General features: G+C 71.2%; 14 protein-coding genes. 6 read left to right on the forward strand and 8 right to left on the reverse strand.

Annotation, left to right across the window (positions count from 1 at the left end; translation table 11 throughout):
* Positions 1-170 precede the first annotated feature (170 nt).
* Positions 171-1,568 carry a DUF6421 family protein gene (locus tag GT042_RS15415; RefSeq protein ID WP_202532802.1) on the reverse strand — a complete coding sequence of 466 codons (1,398 nt, stop codon included), beginning with the start codon at positions 1,566-1,568 and terminating at the stop codon, positions 171-173.
* Positions 1,569-1,840: 272 nt separating this feature from the next.
* Between GT042_RS15415 and GT042_RS15420 the strand changes: the two genes are divergently transcribed.
* Both GT042_RS15420 and GT042_RS15425 read left to right on the forward strand, forming a co-directional pair.
* Positions 1,841-2,491, forward strand: a complete 651-nt coding sequence (locus GT042_RS15420) for a glycerophosphodiester phosphodiesterase family protein (RefSeq protein WP_161309291.1) — start codon at positions 1,841-1,843, stop codon at positions 2,489-2,491.
* 118 nt (positions 2,492-2,609) lie between these two features.
* A complete protein-coding gene (locus tag GT042_RS15425) occupies positions 2,610-4,337 on the forward strand; it encodes a sulfatase (RefSeq protein WP_237530826.1) in 1,728 nt (575 codons plus the stop codon).
* 55 nt (positions 4,338-4,392) lie between these two features.
* On the opposite strand, the gene GT042_RS15430 is transcribed toward GT042_RS15425, so the two are convergent.
* From GT042_RS15430 to GT042_RS15460, 7 genes are all read right to left on the reverse strand, one after another.
* Positions 4,393-4,926, reverse strand: a complete 534-nt coding sequence (locus tag GT042_RS15430) for a GNAT family N-acetyltransferase (RefSeq protein WP_161309281.1) — start codon at positions 4,924-4,926, stop codon at positions 4,393-4,395.
* Between the two features lie 93 nt (positions 4,927-5,019).
* Positions 5,020-8,994, reverse strand: a complete 3,975-nt coding sequence (locus GT042_RS15435; protein ID WP_161309282.1) for a glycosyl hydrolase family 28-related protein — start codon at positions 8,992-8,994, stop codon at positions 5,020-5,022.
* Positions 8,995-9,026: 32 nt separating this feature from the next.
* Positions 9,027-10,133 carry a glycoside hydrolase family 99 protein gene (locus GT042_RS15440; protein WP_161309283.1) on the reverse strand — a complete coding sequence of 369 codons (1,107 nt, stop codon included), beginning with the start codon at positions 10,131-10,133 and terminating at the stop codon, positions 9,027-9,029.
* Positions 10,133-11,014 (reverse strand): NAD(P)-dependent oxidoreductase, encoded by an 882-nt coding sequence (locus tag GT042_RS15445; RefSeq protein WP_161309284.1) that lies wholly within the window; start codon positions 11,012-11,014, stop codon positions 10,133-10,135. The genes GT042_RS15440 and GT042_RS15445 overlap by 1 nt, the downstream gene beginning before the upstream one ends.
* Positions 11,014-11,892, reverse strand: coding sequence for a carbohydrate ABC transporter permease (locus GT042_RS15450; RefSeq protein ID WP_161309285.1), 879 nt, complete (start codon positions 11,890-11,892; stop codon positions 11,014-11,016). Before GT042_RS15450 ends, GT042_RS15445 begins: the two co-directional genes overlap by 1 nt.
* Entirely contained in the window at positions 11,889-12,896 is a 1,008-nt protein-coding gene (locus tag GT042_RS15455; protein WP_345943781.1) for a sugar ABC transporter permease, read from the reverse strand. Before GT042_RS15455 ends, GT042_RS15450 begins: the two co-directional genes overlap by 4 nt.
* Complete coding sequence (locus tag GT042_RS15460; RefSeq protein ID WP_161309286.1) at positions 12,893-14,284, reverse strand: extracellular solute-binding protein; 1,392 nt, start codon at positions 14,282-14,284, stop codon at positions 12,893-12,895. Before GT042_RS15460 ends, GT042_RS15455 begins: the two co-directional genes overlap by 4 nt.
* Positions 14,285-14,441: 157 nt before the next feature.
* Between GT042_RS15460 and GT042_RS15465 the strand changes: the two genes are divergently transcribed.
* From GT042_RS15465 to GT042_RS15480, 4 genes are all read left to right on the forward strand, one after another.
* The gene (locus GT042_RS15465) at positions 14,442-15,227 is read left to right on the forward strand and encodes an IclR family transcriptional regulator (RefSeq protein WP_345943782.1); all 786 of its coding nucleotides are present in this window, start codon (positions 14,442-14,444) and stop codon (positions 15,225-15,227) included.
* Positions 15,228-15,343: 116 nt separating this feature from the next.
* The gene (locus GT042_RS15470) at positions 15,344-16,630 is read left to right on the forward strand and encodes an enolase C-terminal domain-like protein (protein WP_161309288.1); all 1,287 of its coding nucleotides are present in this window, start codon (positions 15,344-15,346) and stop codon (positions 16,628-16,630) included.
* Positions 16,627-17,295 (forward strand): ThuA domain-containing protein, encoded by a 669-nt coding sequence (locus GT042_RS15475; protein ID WP_345943783.1) that lies wholly within the window; start codon positions 16,627-16,629, stop codon positions 17,293-17,295. Before GT042_RS15470 ends, GT042_RS15475 begins: the two co-directional genes overlap by 4 nt.
* A partial coding sequence (locus GT042_RS15480) for a Gfo/Idh/MocA family oxidoreductase (RefSeq protein ID WP_161309289.1) occupies positions 17,280-18,238 on the forward strand: 959 nt, incomplete at its 3' end. The genes GT042_RS15475 and GT042_RS15480, both read left to right, overlap by 16 nt.

Here is an 18,238-nt window from a genome sequence, read left to right on the forward strand (position 1 = left end):
GGCCAGCCTCAGCAGGGCGGCGCGGCCCGCCGGGCCCGCGGCCCCGGCGACGGCGATCACGGCGCCGTCCAGCCTGCCGCTGCCCTCGATCCACCAGCTCGCGTTGGGCTCGCCGTTCTCGTCCATGACCGTCGCCTCGTCCATGACCGTCGCCTCCGGCTCGCGCGTGCTCACGCGGCCACTCGCTCGGTGCTCGTCGCGGTGATCCCCTTGGTTGAGGCGATCACGTTCTTCAATTTCTTGGACAGCGCCTCGTAGAACATGCTGAGCGGGAATTCGTCCGGCAGCACGTCGTCCACCAGTTTACGGGGCGGCTGGGTCAGGTCGAGAGCGTCGGGGCCCTTGGCCCACCGGGACCCGGGGTGCGGGGACAGGTAGGCGGAGACCAGGTCGTACGCGGCGAACCAGTGGACCAGCTTGGGGCGGTCGATGCCCGCCCGGTACAGGTCCTCGATCTCCGCGCAGAGCCGCTTGGTGACCTCCGGGGCGCGCTCCCAGTCGATGCGCAGGGTGTTGTCCGTCCAGCGCACCACGTCGTGCTGGTGCAGGTAGGCGAAGAGGAGCTGACCGCCGAGACCGTCGTAGTTGCGCTCGCGCGCTCCCGTGACCGGGAAGCGGAACATCCGGTCGAAGAGGATCGCGTACTGCACGTCACGGCCCTGCGGGAAGCCGTCGGCCTCCAGCTGGACGGCCTCGCGGAACGCCGTGAGGTCGCAGCGCAGCTCTTCGAGGCCGTACATCCAGAACGGCTGGCGCTGCTTGATCATGAAGGGGTCGAAGGGCAGGTCGCCGTGGCTGTGGGTGCGGTCGTGGATCATGTCCCAGAGCACGAAGGCCTGCTGGCAGCGCTCCTGGTCGGCGACCATCTCCCGGATGTCGTCGGGCAGTTCGACGCCGAGGACACCGACGGCGGCCTCGGTGACCCGGCGGAAGCGGGCGGCCTCGCGGTCGCAGAAGATGCCGCCCCAGCTGAAGCGCTCGGGGGCCTCGCGCACGGCGATGGTCTCGGGGAAGAACACGGCCGAGTTCGTGTCGTACCCGGCGGTGAAGTCCTCGAAGGTGATGCCGCAGAACAGCGGGTTGTCGTAGCGCGTGCGCTCCAGCTCGGCCAGCCAGTCGGGCCAGACCATGCGCAGCACGACCGCCTCGAGGTTGCGGTCCGGGTTGCCGTTCTGCGTGTACATGGGGAAGACCGCCAGGTGCTGGAGGCCGTCCACGCGGTCGGCGGCGGGCCGGAAGGCGAGGAGCGAGTCCAGGAAGTCCGGTACGGCGAAGCCGCCGGCGGCCCACTGGCGCAGGTCCGCGACGAGGGCGGTGTGGTAGGCGGCGTCGTGCGGCAGGAGCGGGGCGAGCTGCTCGACGGCGGCGATCACCCGCTCGACGGCGGCTCCGGCCTCGGCACGCGTCGGCGCGCCCTCGGCGTCGAAGTCCACGGAGCCGTCCTTGGACTGCCAGGGGCGGATCTCCTCGACGGCGCTCTTGAGCTCCGGCCAGGCCGGGTGAGCGGTCACCGGGGCATCGCCGAATATGCGGCGCCCAGCGGGGTCCTGCTCAAGAATTTCCGTCATGTCACTTCCTCCACAGGAGAATCTTGCGTCAAGACAGCGTATATGTGCGAAGTTCTCCTATACAAGGCAACCAAGGGAAATTATCCTTCCCTCCCCCTATGGTCGCCGCAGTTTTTCCTGCCCGCCACTGGCGCGGCACGGGCGGGCCCCCTGCCGGTCCCACGACCACTAGGCTGCCGCCGTGCCGCGTGAGCATCGCGCGCCGCGCGGTGGCCGCCGTCGACGGGAGCGAGACGACCGTGAATTTCCAGATCATCGGGCACCGCGGGGTGATGGGGGTCGAGCCGGAGAACACCCTGCGTTCCTTCCTGCACGCCGAGCGGGCCGGTATGGACGCCCTCGAACTCGATCTGCACCTGAGCAAGGACGGCGCCCTGGTCGTCATGCACGACACGGACGTGGACCGTACGACCGACGGCACCGGCGCGATCGCCGAACGGACCCTCGCCGAGCTGCGCGAGCTGGACGCCGGGGGCGGGGAGCGGATCCCCGTCTTCGAGGAGGTCCTGGACGCCGTGGGGTCCCCGATCCAGGCGGAGATCAAGGACGCGGCGGCGGCCCGGGCGCTCGCCGGGGTGATGCGCCGGCGGGACCTGGCCGGGCGGGTCGAGGTGTCGTCGTTCCACGACGAGGCGGTCGCCGAGATCGCCGCGCTCGTACCGGACGTACGGACCGTGCTGATCGCCAGCCGCTGGGGCACGGACGTGGTCGACCGGGCGAAGGCGGTGGGCGCGGCCACGCTGGCCCTGAACGTCCGCCGGCTGACGCTGGAGACCGTCGAGCGCGCGGACGCCGAGGGGATCCGGGTGATCGGCTGGGTGGTCAACACGCGGGAGCAGTTGCGGCTCGCGCGGGCGTTCGGACTGGCAGGTGTCACCACGGACTTCCCGGAGATCCGGCGCATGGGGCGTACATCCGCCTGAATCAGATCCGTGGTGATTGAACCGAAACCGCCGGCGGCCCGTACCCCTGACGGCGGCCCCCACTTCCGAACCGGGTCCGCCGTGCCCTCAGCGGGCCTCGCACGGAAGGATCCCCGGGTTGCCTCTCTTCACGCACTCCCGCCAGCGGCCGGACACCACGACCAGCGCCGGTGACGGTCCGTCAGCACCGGACGGCACCGGCGGCGGTGGTGGTGACCGGTGGTTCCGGCGCCCGGCCGTGGCGCGGGTCCTCACCGTCCTGTCCGCCCTGCTGGTGCTCACCGCCCTCCTGCTGCCCGACAACCTCGACCGCCTCACCCCCGGCGCCTTCGGCCGCATTCCGGTGGAAGGCCTCCTCGCGGCGGTCGTCCTGGTGGTCCTGCCGCCGAGGCCGCGGCGGGTGGCGGCGATACTGTTCGGGATCGGCCTCGGGCTGCTGACCCTGCTCAACTTCCTCGACATGGGCTTCTACTCGAACTTCGACCGGCCGTTCGACATCCGGCTCGACTGGGTCCTGTTCGACGACGGCGAGGCGTTCGTCCGGGACTCGGTCGGCGGGGCCGCCGCGATCGGTGCCGTGATCGGGGTGGTCGTCCTCGTGGTGGCCGTACTCGTCCTGATGACGCTGGCCGTCGTCCGGCTGAGCGGCCTTCTGGCACGGCACCGCGGCGTGACGTTCCGTACCACCGCCGTCCTCGGCACCGCCTGGATCGCCTGCGCGGCCCTCGGCGCGCAGATCGCCGGCGCGCCCGTCGCCGCCAGGAACGCCGCCGCCCTCGTCGACCACCACGCGCGGCTGGTCGGCGAGAGCTGGCGGGACCAGCGGGAGCTGTCCAGGGCCGCCGCCGTCGACCACTTCGCGGACACGCCGCCCGACCAGCTCCTGACCGCGCTGCGCGGCAAGGACGTCATCTTCGCGTTCGTCGAGAGCTACGGACGCAACGCGCTGGAGGAACCGCAGACGTCGGCGGAGGTCGGGGCGATGCTCACGGACGGTACGGAGAAGCTGCGCAAGGCCGGGTTCTCCTCCCGCAGCGCCTTCCTCACCTCCCCGACGTACGGCGGCGGCAGCTGGCTCGCCCACTCCACCTTCAACACGGGTCTGTGGATCAAGAACCAGCAGGGGTACGACTCCATCACCACGAGCGACCGGATGTCCCTCACCAGCGCCTTCAAGCGCACCGACGCCTGGCGGACGGTCGGCATCATGCCGGGGGTGACCCAGTCCTGGCCCGAGGGGAAGTTCTACGGCCTCGACCACGTCTACGACTCCGACCACCTCGGCTACCAGGGGCCCAAGTTCGGCTGGTCGCCCATCCCCGACCAGTACAGCCTGTCGGCCTTCGAGCGGCTGGAGCACGGCAAGAAGGACCGTGAGCCGCTGATGGCGGAGATCATCCTCGTCTCCAGCCACAACCCGTGGGCGCCGCTGCCGAAGACGATCGGCTGGGACCAGGTCGGGGACGGCTCGGTGTACGAGGGGATCAAGACGGAGGGCAAGACCCGCGCCGAGGTGTGGAAGGACCCCAAGCAGGTGCGCGCCGAGTACGCGCACTCCGTCGAGTACACGGTGAGCAACCTCGTCGACTACGTCGTCAAGTACGGCGACAAGAACACCGTGCTCGTCTTCCTCGGCGACCACCAGCCGGTCCCGGCGGTCACGCACAACGCCTTCGGGCGTGACGTCCCGATCGCGCTGGTCGCCCACGACCCCAAGGTGCTCGACCGGATCTCGGGCTGGGGCTGGCAGGACGGGATCGAGCCCGGGCCCGACGCGCCCGTTTGGCGGATGGACCAGTTCCGCGACCGGTTCCTGACCGCGTACGGCTCGACGCCGACCCCCTGAGATTCCTGAGAGTCCTGCGGGCGCTGCGGGCTCTCCGGGTGCTGTGGGCGCGCGCTCAGCCGAGCGTCTTGACCAGCAGCTCGAACTCCAGGTCGTCGCGCTGCGGGATGCCGAAGCGGTCGTCGCCGTACGGGAACGGTGTCATCTTTCCCGTACGGCGGTAGCCGCGCCGCTCGTACCAGGCGATCAGTTCGTCCCGCACCGAGATGACGGTCATCTGCATCTCGGTCACCCCCCAGGTCTCCCGCGCGACCCGCTCGGCGTCGGACATGACCTGCTTGCCGAGGCCGCCGCCCTGGGCGGTGGGCCGGACGGCGAACATGCCGAAGTAGGCGACCTCACCCCGGTGTTCGAGCTGACAGCAGGCGACCGTCTCGCCGTCCCGCTCGAAGACCAGCAGCCGACCGGCGGTCGACCCGATCACCGCGAGCACCCCCTGCGGGTCCGTGCGCTGCCCGTGGAGGATGTCCGCCTCGGTGGTCCACCCGGCCCGGCTGCTCTCGCCCCGGTACGCCGACTCTATGAGGGCGACGAGGGTCTCGGTGTCGGACGCCCTGGCGTCCCGGTGCGTGAGGGGTGCGGTTTCCATGGGCACGTGCTCCGTATCTGTGCTGCGCGTCGAACATCCGCAGCCTAACCCGGCCGTTCCCCGCCCGGTCAGGGGCGGGGAACGGCCGGTCGCTCACTCCCCGGCCACCGGCGCGAAGTGCGCCGTCACCGCGAGGTCGGCGGTCACGTCGAGGGTGACCTCGGCGCCGCCGGGGACCTCCTCGCCGTTCACGGTCCACCGGACGAACCGCTGTCCGGCCGCCGGCACCGCCGTGGCGGTCACCCGGCTGCCCTTCTCGTAGCGGCCCGGCTCGGACTCGTTGCCCCCGAGCCGTACGGTCCCCGCCCCGGCGGGCTCGGCGGTCGCGGTCACCGCCTGCTGGACCATGTTGATGGCCATGACGTTGTAGAGCTTCGCCTTTCCGCTGCTGGTGGCGCCGTTGTAGCGCATGACGTTGACCGCGGTGACGTCACCGCCGTCCGCCTTCACCGTGAAGCCGTCGGCGCCGAGGTTGTCGGTGCCCAGGTTGAAGGCCCGTACGTCACCGGACGTGACGACCAGACCGTGGTGGAAGCCGTACGCGAAGGCGTTGAACACCGTCAGCCGGGTGGCCCCGTCGACCGTCACGATCTGCGCCCTGAGCCGCATCGGATCGTCGATGACCTGCGGGAAGATGTTGCTCTCCAGCACCCAGTTCGGCAGCGCGTACCCGACACGCCCGACGGCGTTGCCGTTGTTCAGCACGCCCTCGATCCGGCCCCGGTCGCTCTTCCCCACGCTGATCGCCCGGTTGAAGACCGCGCCCGCCAGCTTGCGCACGGTGAAGCGGTCGTTGCGGTGGGCGGCCATGTCGACACCGTTCCACGCGTTGGGCAGACCGAGGTCGATCGCGTACGTGCCGGTCCCGGCGCCGCGCACGGCGTACGGGTAGGGCACGGGGCTGCCGTCCTCGCCGGGAGCGGTCTCGGCGGGGTTGTTCTCCGGGTACAGGACGCGCAGCCCGCGCACGCCCGCGTTCGTCCCGCCGAGGGTGACCAGGGCGGTGGCGGTGTCGGGGCTCGGGGTGTTCCTGCCCTCGTACGCCATCAGGACCGTGCCGCCGCTCGCGCCGTTCAGGTCGCGGTTCGGTACGGCGGAGGCGCCGCGCAGCTCGACCCCGGCCGGGACCCGGAGGTGGCTGTCGATCCGGTACCACCCGGCGGGCAGGTAGACCGTGCCGCCGCCGTCCCGGCCGGCCTGGTCCAGGGCCCGCTGGATCCGGGCGGTGGCGTCGCGCGTGGGCGGGATCCCGTGCCCCACGGGCGCGGCGAAGGGCGCCTTCGTCACGTCGTACAGGGCCGCGCGGGCGGGTTTGGGCAGCGCCGTCTGTTCGTAGCGCGGGACGGCGCCCGCCATCCTGTGGACGATGCCGGAGACCTCGCCGGTCACGTCGGTGTCCGTCAGTTTCACATAGGCCTGGGCCTTGTTCCGTACGGCCGCCTCGCTGCCCTCCAGGGTGCTCGCCGCGAACGACAGCCCCCAGCGGGAGTCGAAGCTCTCCGCCTCCACGGCGACGTCCGTGCGGCGGATGTCGGCCTGGAGGAAGGTGCCGGTGAACGAGGCCCGCTGGCCCGGCACGATGTGGATGCCGGTCCGGTAGTCGGCCGCCTTGATCTTGTAGAACTGGTCCCACTCCAGGTCACCGAGGACGAAGCCGGTGCCGTGGGCGCGGGTCCAGGTGTCGAGCGCGGCGCGCTTCGGCGGGTGGTAGGCGGCCGGGGCCTTCGCCCAGTAGCCGTTGTCGAGGGTGATGTTCTCCCACGTACCGACGTCGGCGCCGTTGTAGGCGCGGAAGCCCTCGGAGAGGACCGTGCCCTTGATGTTCCGCAGGGTGGTCGACTCGTGGACCTGTCCGGCGCTCGGTGCGAGGCCCTGGTCGTTGGGCATCGTGCTGACGCCCACGCCCCGGTACGAGTTGAGCATGGTCACGTCGGCGACGGTGGCCATCATGTAGTTCTCGTTGCCGATCCACGCGTCGCCCGGGATCTCGAAGGTGGAGTTGTACGGCACGGGGTCGGCCGCGTTCTGCCGGGGGTAGTAGGTGGTGACGCCCATGACCCCGGCGCTGCCGCCGATCCGGAAGAGGACGGGCCCGTCCGCGCCGGGCGGGAAGTCCGCCGAGACGACCGTGCCGTAACTCCCCCTGCCCACGTCGGGATCGCGCCGGTCGCCGCGCAGCGTGCAGAAGGAGTGGACCTCGACGGACGTGGTGACGCGGTACGTCCCCGACGGCAGCCAGACCGTGCCGCCGCCCGCGTCGTAGCAGTCGTACAGCGCCTGCTGGATCGCCTTGGTGGAGTCCTTGACGCCCTTCGGGTCGGCGCCGTAGTCGCGGGCGTCGAAGTCGGCGACGACCGGTGACTCGACGGGGTGGACGGTCCTGACGAGACGGGGTTCGGGGCGGACGGCGCGCTGCCGCCTGACCTCCAGCTCACCGACCGTGACGCTCTTCGAACCGGCGGAGTAGCCGGTCACGTTCAGCCGGACGTAGCGGATGCTCACCGGCTCGAAGGCGGTGCGGATGGTCTTGCCGCCGATGGCCCCGTTGTGGCCGACGGTGGTGAAGTCCTTGCCGTCCCGCGAGACGCGCACGGTGTAGTCGGGCGAGAAGGCCGAACCCCAGGCGATCTTCACCTCGTTGACCGTGAGGGCCTTGCCGAGGTCCGCCTGGAGCCATTCACCCGCGCCGTCCTCGCCGCTCGTCCAGCCGTTGCCCGCGTCGCCGTCGGTCACCGCCTGCGGGGAACCCGCCGAGGTGCTGCTCGCGGTGACCTTCGCCGTACGGGCGAGGTTGGTGGTCAGCGCCGAGCCGCGGAAGGTCCGCAGCGCGGTGTCGAGGGTCAGCAGCGCGGCCCTGAGCTGTGCCTCGGTGGTGTCCTGGCCGTCGGCGGTCCGCTGCGCGGCGGCGATCGCGGCGGCCAGGGTGTTCTTGGCGCCGGCCGGGAACTGGCCGTCCCTGGTGCCCTCGCGGGCGGCCGTGTGGACCCGCCGCGCCTCGGAGATGAGGAGTTCCAGGCCCTCGGTGGGCTTGAGTTCGGCCGGGATGACGGTGATCCGGACGGCGGCGACCTTCAGCTCCACGGCCGAATCGGCGGTGTGGACACGGAAGTCCGAGCCGTTGGAGCGGTTGGTCATCAGGGCGTCGTCGAGTGTGAACGTGTGGGTCTTCCAGGTCTTGGTGTCTCCGTACGTGAAGACCTCGGAGGACTTGAACATGTCGGGGATGGTGTCGCCCGGTGAGTCGTAGTGCAGGGCGAGGCTGCCACTGCCCTCGTCGAAGTAGTCGACGCTGACGAGGACGGTGTCGGTGGTGTTGTAGAGGAACGTGTCGGCGACGTTCATGTAGAAGAAGTTGAGGCCGGGGGCGGGCGCGGACCGGTTCGTCCGCCAGTAGCCGCGCCCGTCCTGCTCCCCGGTGACCAGCCCGGTCGAGGCGTCACCCGCGCGCGGGCTGACGCCGTCGGACCGTACGGCGGTGCCCAGCGCGACGGACGCGCCGGGGGTGCCGACGCGGACGGCGGCGACGGTGATGTCCCGGGCACTGTCCCCGTCCGAGCCGCTGAGGCGCAGCGGGCCGGCCTCCGCGTCGGCGGCGGTGACGTCGAAGGTGCTGGTCCGCCAGGTGCCGGTGCCGGTGAAGGCCGTGCGGGCGGGGGTGCCGCCGCCGGCCGGGCGCAGTTCCAGGGAGCCCGTGCCGGTGTCGCGGTAGGTGACGCTGAAGACGGCCGTCGTGGAGGTGAGCCGCGCGAGGTAGTCGGCTGCGAGGGTGAAGTCCAGGTGGCCGGTGCCGGCCGCGTGGTCGGTCTGCCAGTAGGTCCTGCCGTCCACCTCGCCGGTGACCAGGCCCGCCGGGTCGTCGCCCGCGGTGGGGGTGACGCCGAGGGTCTTCGGGGTGGGTCCGAGGTCGGCACCGACACCGTGCGGGTACATGTCGGGGCCGGCGGCGCGGGGTGCGGCGGTCGCGGCGGTGGGCGCGACCAGCGCGATGATCAGAAGCAGTAGGAGCGGGAGCGTCCGGTGAGATCTGCGCCGGACGGCTCTGTCGCGGGCGGCTCTCTGACGGAACATGACGACCTCCGGGGTCAGGGGCGTGCGCGGCGTCAGGCGGGGCGTTGTGCCACGTACTGCTGGACCCAGTACTGGGTCCGCTCGATGTACGCCGTCTCGGCGGCGGCCCCGGTCTTTCCATACGCCCCGTTGTACGTCTGGTAGGGGAGGACGGACGGCGGGGTGGCGCTGGCGGGCTCGATCTGGCTGCCCTCGTGCCACTCGTTGAACGAGGTGATGCTGACCCAGGTCGGCGGCCTGCCGGTGGCGCCGCTGGTCAGGGTGTGCTGCCACACCCGGTCGTACGTCGTGCCGTTCGCGCGCCCGACGGTCGGCGTGGTGTTGCCGGGCACGGCGCGGTCGTCGATGTACCCGGGGCCGAAGGACGGCGACCAGACCAGGCCGTTCGCGGTGCAGAAGCGGTCGACACCGCTCCAGTTGGGCAGCGAGGCGGCGGCGATGCCGTCGTAGGTGTACATCCCGCCGAAATGCGCGGCCTTGGACGTGTCGGTGGTCTGGGTGAGCACGATGCCGAGGCTCTTGACCGCCTCGATCGCCGTCCAGTCGGGGATGTTGAGGCTCTGGAAGACGTAGAAGGCGTTGCGGTTGCCGTGGGCGGCGTCCCGGTAGTACGCGGGGTGGCTGCCGTACGTGTTGACGAGGTAGCGGACGTCGTCCGCGACGGAGGCGGCGGTGCGGCCCCCGTACGGTTCGATGTGCCAGGCGACCTTGAGCCCGGCCGCGGCGGCGGCGTCCAGCACGACCCGGGACAGCGACTCCTCGTAACTGCCGCGCCCCCACCAGCTGGTGACGAGCACTCCGGTGCCGGCGGCGCGCATCCAGCGCATGTGCTGGTCGACGGCTCCGGCGCGGTCCCCGGAGTCGTACGCGCCGAGCTTCGGGTAGAAGTCGGAGGACACGGCGTTCGGCGGGGTGAGGTTGCCCTGCTGCCAGTGGCGCCAGGAGCCGTGCACCTTCGGGGAGCCGTACCACGGGTAGTAGAAGATGTGGACGTTGGTGCTGAGCGCGGCGGCGGCGGCCGTCACGGACCCGGCGGCCCCGGCGGTGGGGGCGCCGAGGACGGTGGCTCCGGCCGCGGCGGCGCCGGCCAGGAAGGTCCTGCGGGTGGGGGAAAGCCTGCGACGTGGGGTGGCAGACATCAGGTGTCTCCTCTGGGGATGGTCTCTCCGGTGGGGGAAGCGGGACCGGCGCGCCAGCCGAACCGGGGGACGTACCCCAGCAGCCGGGCGCAGGCCGTGCTGTCGAACAGCGAGGTGTGGTCGTCCAGTTCGGCGAGGACGGGCACACCGGGGTGGTACTCCTGCATCAGCGCCGCCGTCGTCAGTGGGGATGACGTGTCGGGTGCGGCGACGTTGAGAATGTGGCAGCCGCGCAGCTCGGCGTGGAGCGCGCGGCGGATCGCGGCGGCGGCGTCCCGGGTGTCCAGCCAGCCCCAGAGGTCCATCCGGTGGGCGGCGGGGTCCTCCCGTACGGCGGCGAGCTGGCGGGTGAGGCGTTCGCCGGTGCCGGTGAAGGGGAAGCGCATGCAGACGATGTCGGTGCCGTACCGCCGGTGGGTGGCGCGGGCCGTCTCCTCCAGCACGATCTTCGAGAGGCCGTACGGGTCCTGGACGAGGACGGGGTGTTCCTCGTCGAGCGGCACGTAGCGGGGCGACTGCGGTACCGGGGACCAGGCGAGGCCGACGGCGGAGAGGCTGGAGGCGGCCACCACCCGGCGGATCCCGGCGCGGCCCGCCTCGTCCAGGACGCGGTGCGCGGTGAGGCAGTTGGTGGCGAACAGGGCGCCGTCGTCGTCGCTGTTGGGGTGCGGGATGGCGCCGAGGTGGACCACCGCCTCGGCGCCGTCCATGGCCTTGCGCACCAGGTCGCGGTCCTGGAGGTCGCCGGTGTGGACGCACGCGACGCGGGGGTCCTCGACGGGGACGAGGTCGACGGCGGTGATCTCGTTCCCCCGGACCAGGAGTTCGTCCAGCACGTACTGCCCGATGTGGCCGGCGGCTCCGGTGACCAGGACACGCATCAGCCCTTCACCGCCCCGACCAGTCCGTTGACGAAGTACCGCTGGAGGCTGAGGAAGAGGATGATCACCGGGATGACGACGATGAGGGCGCCGGCCATCAGGTTGTTGTAGTGCGGCACGTTCTCCGCCGAGAGTGTCTGGAGCCCGAGGGGCAGGGTGTACGTGGACGGGTCGTTCAGCGAGACCCGGGTGAGCAGGAACTCGTTCCAGGTCGGGATCGCCGTCAGCAGTCCGACGGTGATCAACGCCGGTCTGGCCAGGGGCAGATAGACGCTGGTGAAGATGCGCAGCTCGCTCGCGCCGTCGACCCGCGCGGAGTCGCGCAGTTCGAGCGGGACGGCCAGGAAGGCGCCGGTCATCAGCAGGATCGACAGCGGGGCGCCGCCGTTGACGAACGGCAGCACCAGCCCGAAGTGGGTGCCGAGGATGCCCATCTTGTTCTCCAGCAGCACGATCGGCAGCATCACCGTGATGCCGGGCACGAACAGCAGGGAGACGAAGAGCTTCTGGAGCAGGCCGCGGCCGGGGAAGCGCAGGACGGCGAAGGCGTAGCCGGCCGCCGCGTAGACCACCAGGGTCAGCACCACGGTGTAGAGCGTGACCAGCAGGCTGTTCAGGAAGAAGTCGAAGAAGTGCAGTTTGTTCCAGGTGTCGACGAGCGTGTCGAACGTCGGGTTCTGCGGGATGAGATGGCCGCCGCGTACGACCTCGATCTGGTCCTTGAAGGCCGCGGACACCATCCACAGGAACGGGTAGACGCTGACGAGGCCGTAGAGCGCCAGCAGGACGGCGACCACCACGCGGGCCGTACGCCTGCGGGTGCGGGCCCGGCTGTCGTCGGAGGCGCCCGGCCGGGCCTTGACGGATATCGATGTCATGTCTTGCTCCGCAGCGCTCGCAGGTTGATCAGGGCGAGGACCAGGGCGGCGGCGAACAGGATCCAGCCGAGCGCGCTGGCGAGCCCCAGGGTGGGCGCGAGGTTCTTGAGGAACGCGAGGCGGTACGCCTCCAGGCCCAGCACGTTGGTGTGGTCCCCCGGGCCGCCGTTCGTCATCACCAGGAAGGTCTGGAAGCCCTGGAGGGACTCCCGCAGGTTGAGCAGCATGACGATGGCCGTGATCGGCCGTACGAGCGGCCAGATGACGGAGGCGTTGGTGCGCCACCAGCCGGCGCCGTCCAGTTCCGCGGCCTCCAGCACGCTGCGGTCGATGCCCTGGAGTCCGGTCAGGTAGAGCAGCATCGCGACCGGCACGTGGCCCCACACCGTGACCGCGATCATGGTCGGCATGGCGGTGGACGGGTTGCCGAGCCAGCCCTGCGGCTGGCTGAGGGAGCCCAGGCCGACGCTGTCCAGCAGGTAGTTGATCGCGCCGTCCGGCTGGAGGATGTACTGCCAGGCGAAGAAGACCGCGACACCACTGGTGACGTACGGCAGGAAGTACACCGAGCGCAGGACGGACCGGAACCGCCTGACCCGGTTGAGCAGGACGGCCAGCGGAAAGGACACCGCGACGGTCAGGGCGGGCGAGGCGATCATCACCCAGAGGGTGTTGAGGGCCGCGTGCCGCACGCGGGGCGCGTAGACGGGGCTGCGCCAGAGCAGGTCGGCGTAGTTGTCGAGGCCGACCCAGGTCCAGTTCGGGGTGAAGCCGTTCCAGGTGGCGAAGCTGAGCGCGAAGCCGTACCCCACGGTGTACAGGCCCATGACGCAGAAGAGGATCACGGCGGGGCCGACGAACAGGTACCCGGTGAGGGCCTCGTACGAGCGCGGGCGCCGGCTCTTCCCGGTCCCGTCCGTGCCGGGGGCGCCGGCCGGGGGCCGGGGGCTCTCGCCGCCGGTCCCCGCCGTCCCCGGCACGGTCTGTCGGGGAGCTGTGGTCACTGCCGCGCCGCCGCCCAGTAGGAGGCGTTGAGCTCACGGAGCTTCCGGGCGGTCGCCTCCACGGACTGCTGCTTGAGCGGGGTCAGGTCGGCGAGGATCGCGCCGGCGTCGTCCTGCTCGTAACCCGGGGCGCGGAACTCGTTGCCGCGGCTGGGGTCGTACGTGGTGCGGGGGGTGCCCTTGAAGCTGTCGACCAGCGCGGAGAGCGTGGGGCCGAGGACCGTGGCGGCGTCGGCGCCCAGCTCGGTGGCCGGGACGTCGGAGGCGTCCTTCGCGAACTGCGCGGCGACCTTCTGCTGGGAGAGGAACTCCATCCACTTCTTGGCGTTGTCGGGCTGCTTGCTCGTCGCGGTGAGGCTGAGGCCGGTGAGCGCGAGCGGGCCGAGCGCGCGGTGCGGGATGGCGCCGTTCTTCGGGGAGGGCAGGCCGAAGGCGATCACGTCGTCCGGCTTCATGCCGTTCTGCTGGAGGAAGGCGAGGGTGAAGGTGCCGCCGACGTCGAAGGCCGCCTTGCCCTGGGCGAAGGCCTGGTCGGCCTCGTCGATGGTGAGGCTCTGGGCGCCCGGCATCCAGTACGGCGTCAGCTCGTTGTACATGTTCAGGACCTTGAGGCCGTTGGGCGAGGCGAAGTCGGCGTTCTTGTTCTCACCGAACAGGCTCTCGTAGCCGGTCTGGCCGAGCTGGCTGAAGGCGAGCGGCTGGAGCACCCAGTTCAGCCCGGTGGACTGGACCTTGAGGCCGAGGGCGAGGCCGCCGGTGGTGGGGTTCTTGGCCTTGGTCGCCCTGAGCGCGGCGAGGAAGCCCTCCCAGTCGGCGGGGGGCTTGCTGATGCCCGCCTCGGCCAGCAGCTTCTTGTTGCCGTACACGATGCCGAAGGTGCCGACGGTGAGGGGGACGCTGAAGCGCTGTCCCTCCTTGATGCCGTGGTCCTTGGCGGTGGCCGGCTGCGAGTCCTTGAAGCGCTGTGCGGTGACGAGTCCCGACTGCTGCACGGACTGCTGGACGCGCCCGGCCCAGTCGCCCTTGAAGTCGCCGCTGAGGTCGGAGAGGATCCCGGCCGCCCCGAGCACGCGGTCCTCGCCGTCGGAGTGCACTTCGAGCACGTCCGGCAGGTCCCCGGTCTTCGCCGCGCTCTGCACCTTGGTGGTGTACGCGTCGTCGGGGGTGTAGGCCTCGACCTTGACGGTGACGCCCGTCTGCTTCTTGAACTCGGCGGCCGCGGTGCGCAGGGCGCCGACGTGGGACTGCTTGAAGGTCCACATCTCCAGTGAGTTCGCGTCACTGCCGGAACCGGAGGAGCCGCTGCAGGCGGACAGGCCGGTGAGTGAGAGGACGGTGGCCGCGGCGACCACCGCGAGCCGGACATTCCGCGTGAAAGGTATGCGCATGGCCCCTACCTAAGGATCAACCGTTCAGAAGGCCGAATGGCGTTGGAGTGACTGAATTTATGGTCGTAGTGATATAGCGTCAAGACGCACGTCGAGATTCGTGCTGACCGGATCGCCGAGGGGCGCCGGTGCGGGAAGCGGAGGTTCCGTGGAATCGGTGGCAGCAGCAGCGCGCGGGCGCAGGCCCGAAGAGGTCAAGTCCGCCGCTCGGGTGCTTGAGGTGCTCGAACTACTCGGCGCGGAGGGCGCCCGGCTCTCGCTGGCCGAGATGGCCGGTGCGATGGCCGTGCCCAAGAGCAGCCTGCACGCGATCCTGCGCACGATGGAGGCACGCCGCTGGGTGGATCTGGACGCGTCGGGGACCCGCTACAGCCTGGGCCTCAAGGCCCTGCTGACGGGGACCGCCTATCTGGAGGGCGACGACGTGGCGAGCCTCGCGGGGCCGGTGCTCGACGCCCTCGCGGAGGAGACGGGAGAGTCCGTACACCTGGGCAGGCTGGACGGGACGGACGTCGTCTACCTGGCCAAACGCGAGTCGCGGCACGCGCTGCGGATGTATTCGGCGGTGGGGCGCCGGCTGCCGGCGCACGCCACCGCCCTGGGCAAGGCGATGCTCTCCCAGTACGAGGCGTCGGAGGTGCAGATGCGGCTCAACTGGCCGCTGGAGCGGCTGACCCCGGACACCGTCACCGACCCGGACGAGCTGCTGGGGCAGCTGGCGGAGGCGCGGCTGCGGGGGTGGGCGATGGACGACGGGGAGAACTCGCCGGACATCCGGTGCGTGGCGGTGGCGCTCGGCACCGCCCAGGGCGGCGGCGACGCGATCAGCTGCTCCGCGCCCAAGAGCCGGATGGACGACGCCCGCGCGGAGGAGGTGGCCAGGGCCGTGACCGAGGCCGCGCACTCGCTGCGCACCCTCCTCAAACGGCTCGGTCAGCACTGAAGACGCGCTCGGCGCCATTTGGTAGAGTCGTTGACAAATAGATTGACAAACGAATCCAGGGCTCCGTACGTTCGGATGGCGGTACACCATCCTGCTATCTGTACGCTGGAGTTCGCATGGCTCAGCCTGATGCCCGCTCCGAGATCCTCGCTCCGGCCCCCTGGGTCGAGGAACGCGGCGCCAAGATCCGCATCACGGCCGTACGCACGTTCCTGACGGCCCCGCACGGCTGTCCCCACCTCATCGTCCGCGTCGAGACCAACGAACCGGGGCTGTACGGCCTGGGCTGTGCGAGCGACCCGCAGCGCACCCTCGCCGTGCGATCCGTCCTGGACGACTATCTGGCCCCGATGCTCACCGGACGCGACCCCGACGACATCGACGACCTCCACCGCCTGATGCTCAACAGCGCCTACTGGCGCGGCGGTTCCCTGACCGGGAACGCGCTGGGCGGCATCGACGTCGCCCTCTGGGACCTCAAGGCCAAACGGCTCGGGGCCCCGCTGTACTCCCTGTTCGGCGGCCGGGTCCGGGCGTTCGCCGAGGCCTACACCCATGTGGACGGCGCCGACGCCGCCGAGATCGCGGACCTGGTCACGGCCGCCCGCGAACGCGGCTACCGCCATGTCCGGATCCAGGCGGCCGTCCCCGGCTCCGACACGTACGGCACGAAGGCGGGCGGCGGCCCCGGCACCCGGGCGCTGCGCACCCGTTCGGTGCCGTGGGACTCCGCCGCGTACGTACGGACCGTGCCCGGCGTCCTCACCGGGGTGCGGGAGCGGGTCGGGGACGGCGTGGAGCTGCTGCACGACGTGCACGAGCGGCTCGACCCGCGCCAGGCCAGGGACTTCCTGCGCCGCGTCGAGGACGCGGGGCTGTACTTCGTGGAGGATCTGCTGGCCCCGGAGGACGCGTCCCACTTCGCGGGACTGCGCGCCACCTCCTCCGTACCGCTCGCCATGGGTGAACTCTTCAGCGACATCGGGCAGTTCCTGCCGCTGCTGGAGGGGCCCGCCATCGACTTCGCCCGGATCCGCGTCCCCACGCTCGGCGGGCTCACCCCGGCCAGGAAGCTGGCGGCCTACTGCGAGCTGCGGGGCGTACGGCTCGCTCCGCACGGCCCCGCCGACGTGAGCCCGGTGGCCCAGGCCGCCACGCTGGCGCTGGACATCAGCAGCCATGCCTTCGGTGTCCAGGAGGCGGCGGTCTTCAAGCCACCCGTCCACGAGGTGTTCCCGGGAACGATCACGGCCCGGGACGGCGGCCTCGTACCGTACGAGACACCCGGTCACGGCGTCGACTTCGACGAGGCCGCCGCGCGCCGGTACCCGGTGCCCGAGCCCCTGGAGCACGACCGCTGGGCCCTGCTGCGCAACACCGACGGGAGCGTGCAACGACCGTGACACACGAGGCATCCGAGGCCAGGCGGGCCCTGGTGGTCCGGGGCGGCTGGGAGGGGCACGACCCCGTGACGATCACGGATCTCTTCCTGCCCTTCCTGCGGGAGCGCGGGTTCGACGTGAAGGTCGCCGACTCCCTGGACGTCTACGCCGACGCCGAACTCCTCGCCGCCACCGACCTGGTGGTGCAGTGCTGGACGATGGGCGGCCTGACGCGCGAGCAGAGCGCGGGGCTCGTCACGGCGGTCCGCGCCGGTACGGGGCTGGCGGGCTGGCACGGCGGGATCGTGGACTCCTTCCGCGGCGACGTCGGCTACACCCTGCTGACGGGAGGTCAGTTCCTCATGCACCCACCCGGGTTCTCCGACCACACCGTCACCCTCGCCGAGGACCACGCGGACCATCCGGTCATCGCCGGACTCGGAGACTTCCAGGTCCACACGGAGAAGTACTGGCTGGTCACCGACCCGGACATCGACGTCCTGGCGACCACCGTCTTCGAAGCGGCGGAGGACCGGCCGCGCGCCGTCACCATGCCCGCCGTCTGGACCAGGACCGCGGGCGCCGGGCGGGTGTTCGTCTCCACGATCGGCCACAAGGCGGACGACTTCGACGTACCCGAGGTACGCACACTCACCGAGAGGGGTCTGCTGTGGGCGAGCCGCTGAGGATCGGCATGGTCGGCGCGGGCAAGATCAGCGGCGCCTATCTGGACACCCTGGAGCGGCTGGAGAACGTCCGGCTCACCGCCGTGACCGACCTCGACGCGAGCCGTGCCGAGGCCGTGGCCGCGCGGGTGCCGGGTGTGGAGGTGGCGGGTTCGGTCGCGGAGCTGGTCGTACGGTCCGACGTGGACGCGGTCCTGAACCTGACCGTCCCGGCGGTGCACGCCGAGGTGGCGCGGGTCGCGCTCGCCGTCGGCAAACACGTGTACGGCGAGAAGCCGCTCACCGCCACCCGTGAGGAGGCCGACGCGCTGCTGGCCTCGGCGGAGGCCGACGGGCTGCGGATCGGCTGCGCGCCGGACACCGTCCTCGGCACGGGCGTCCAGACCGCGCGCAAGGCGGTGGACGATGGGCTGATCGGCCGGCCGGTCGCCGCGACCGCCTTCATGACCACGGCGGGGCACGAACGGTGGCACCCCGACCCGGAGTTCTACTACCGGCCCGGCGGCGGTCCGCTGCTCGACATGGGGCCGTACTACCTCACGGCGCTCGTCCACCTGCTCGGTCCTGTCGTACGGGTCACCGGCGCGGCGTCCCGGCCGCGCGCCGAGCGGGAGATCGGGAGCGGCCCCCGGGCCGGCGAGCGGTTCGCGGTGGAGGTGGACACCCATGTCACCGGAGTTCTGGAACACGCGGGCGGCGCGCTCACCACACTTGTCATGAGCTTCGACATCCACGCCGCGCGGCTGCCGCGCATCGAGGTGCACGGCACGGAGGGCTCCCTGTCCGTCCCCGACCCCAACGGTTTCGACGGAGACGTCGACCTCCATCCCGCGAACGGCGCGTGGCGGACCCTCCCGGTGTCGGCGGGCCGCGTCGGGGCGGGGCGCGGGGAGGGGCTGTCCGACCTGGCCGACGCGATCGCCACCGGCCGGCCCCACCGGGC

This window comes from Streptomyces sp. SID3212 (assembly GCF_009865405.1).
GTDB lineage: Bacteria > Actinomycetota > Actinomycetes > Streptomycetales > Streptomycetaceae > Streptomyces.

What these genes read in the sequence shown, in the direction of transcription:
- GT042_RS15415 (WP_202532802.1), bottom strand. Translation starts at nt 1,568, where the DNA reads ATGACGGAAATTCTTGAGCAGGACCCCGCTGGGCGCCGCATATTCGGC.
- GT042_RS15420 (WP_161309291.1), top strand. Translation starts at nt 1,841, where the DNA reads ATGGGGGTCGAGCCGGAGAACACCCTGCGTTCCTTCCTGCACGCCGAG.
- GT042_RS15430 (WP_161309281.1), bottom strand. Translation starts at nt 4,926, where the DNA reads ATGGAAACCGCACCCCTCACGCACCGGGACGCCAGGGCGTCCGACACC.
- GT042_RS15435 (WP_161309282.1), bottom strand. Translation starts at nt 8,994, where the DNA reads ATGTTCCGTCAGAGAGCCGCCCGCGACAGAGCCGTCCGGCGCAGATCT.
- GT042_RS15440 (WP_161309283.1), bottom strand. Translation starts at nt 10,133, where the DNA reads ATGTCTGCCACCCCACGTCGCAGGCTTTCCCCCACCCGCAGGACCTTC.
- GT042_RS15445 (WP_161309284.1), bottom strand. Translation starts at nt 11,014, where the DNA reads ATGCGTGTCCTGGTCACCGGAGCCGCCGGCCACATCGGGCAGTACGTG.
- GT042_RS15450 (WP_161309285.1), bottom strand. Translation starts at nt 11,892, where the DNA reads ATGACATCGATATCCGTCAAGGCCCGGCCGGGCGCCTCCGACGACAGC.
- GT042_RS15460 (WP_161309286.1), bottom strand. Translation starts at nt 14,284, where the DNA reads ATGCGCATACCTTTCACGCGGAATGTCCGGCTCGCGGTGGTCGCCGCG.
- GT042_RS15470 (WP_161309288.1), top strand. Translation starts at nt 15,344, where the DNA reads ATGGCTCAGCCTGATGCCCGCTCCGAGATCCTCGCTCCGGCCCCCTGG.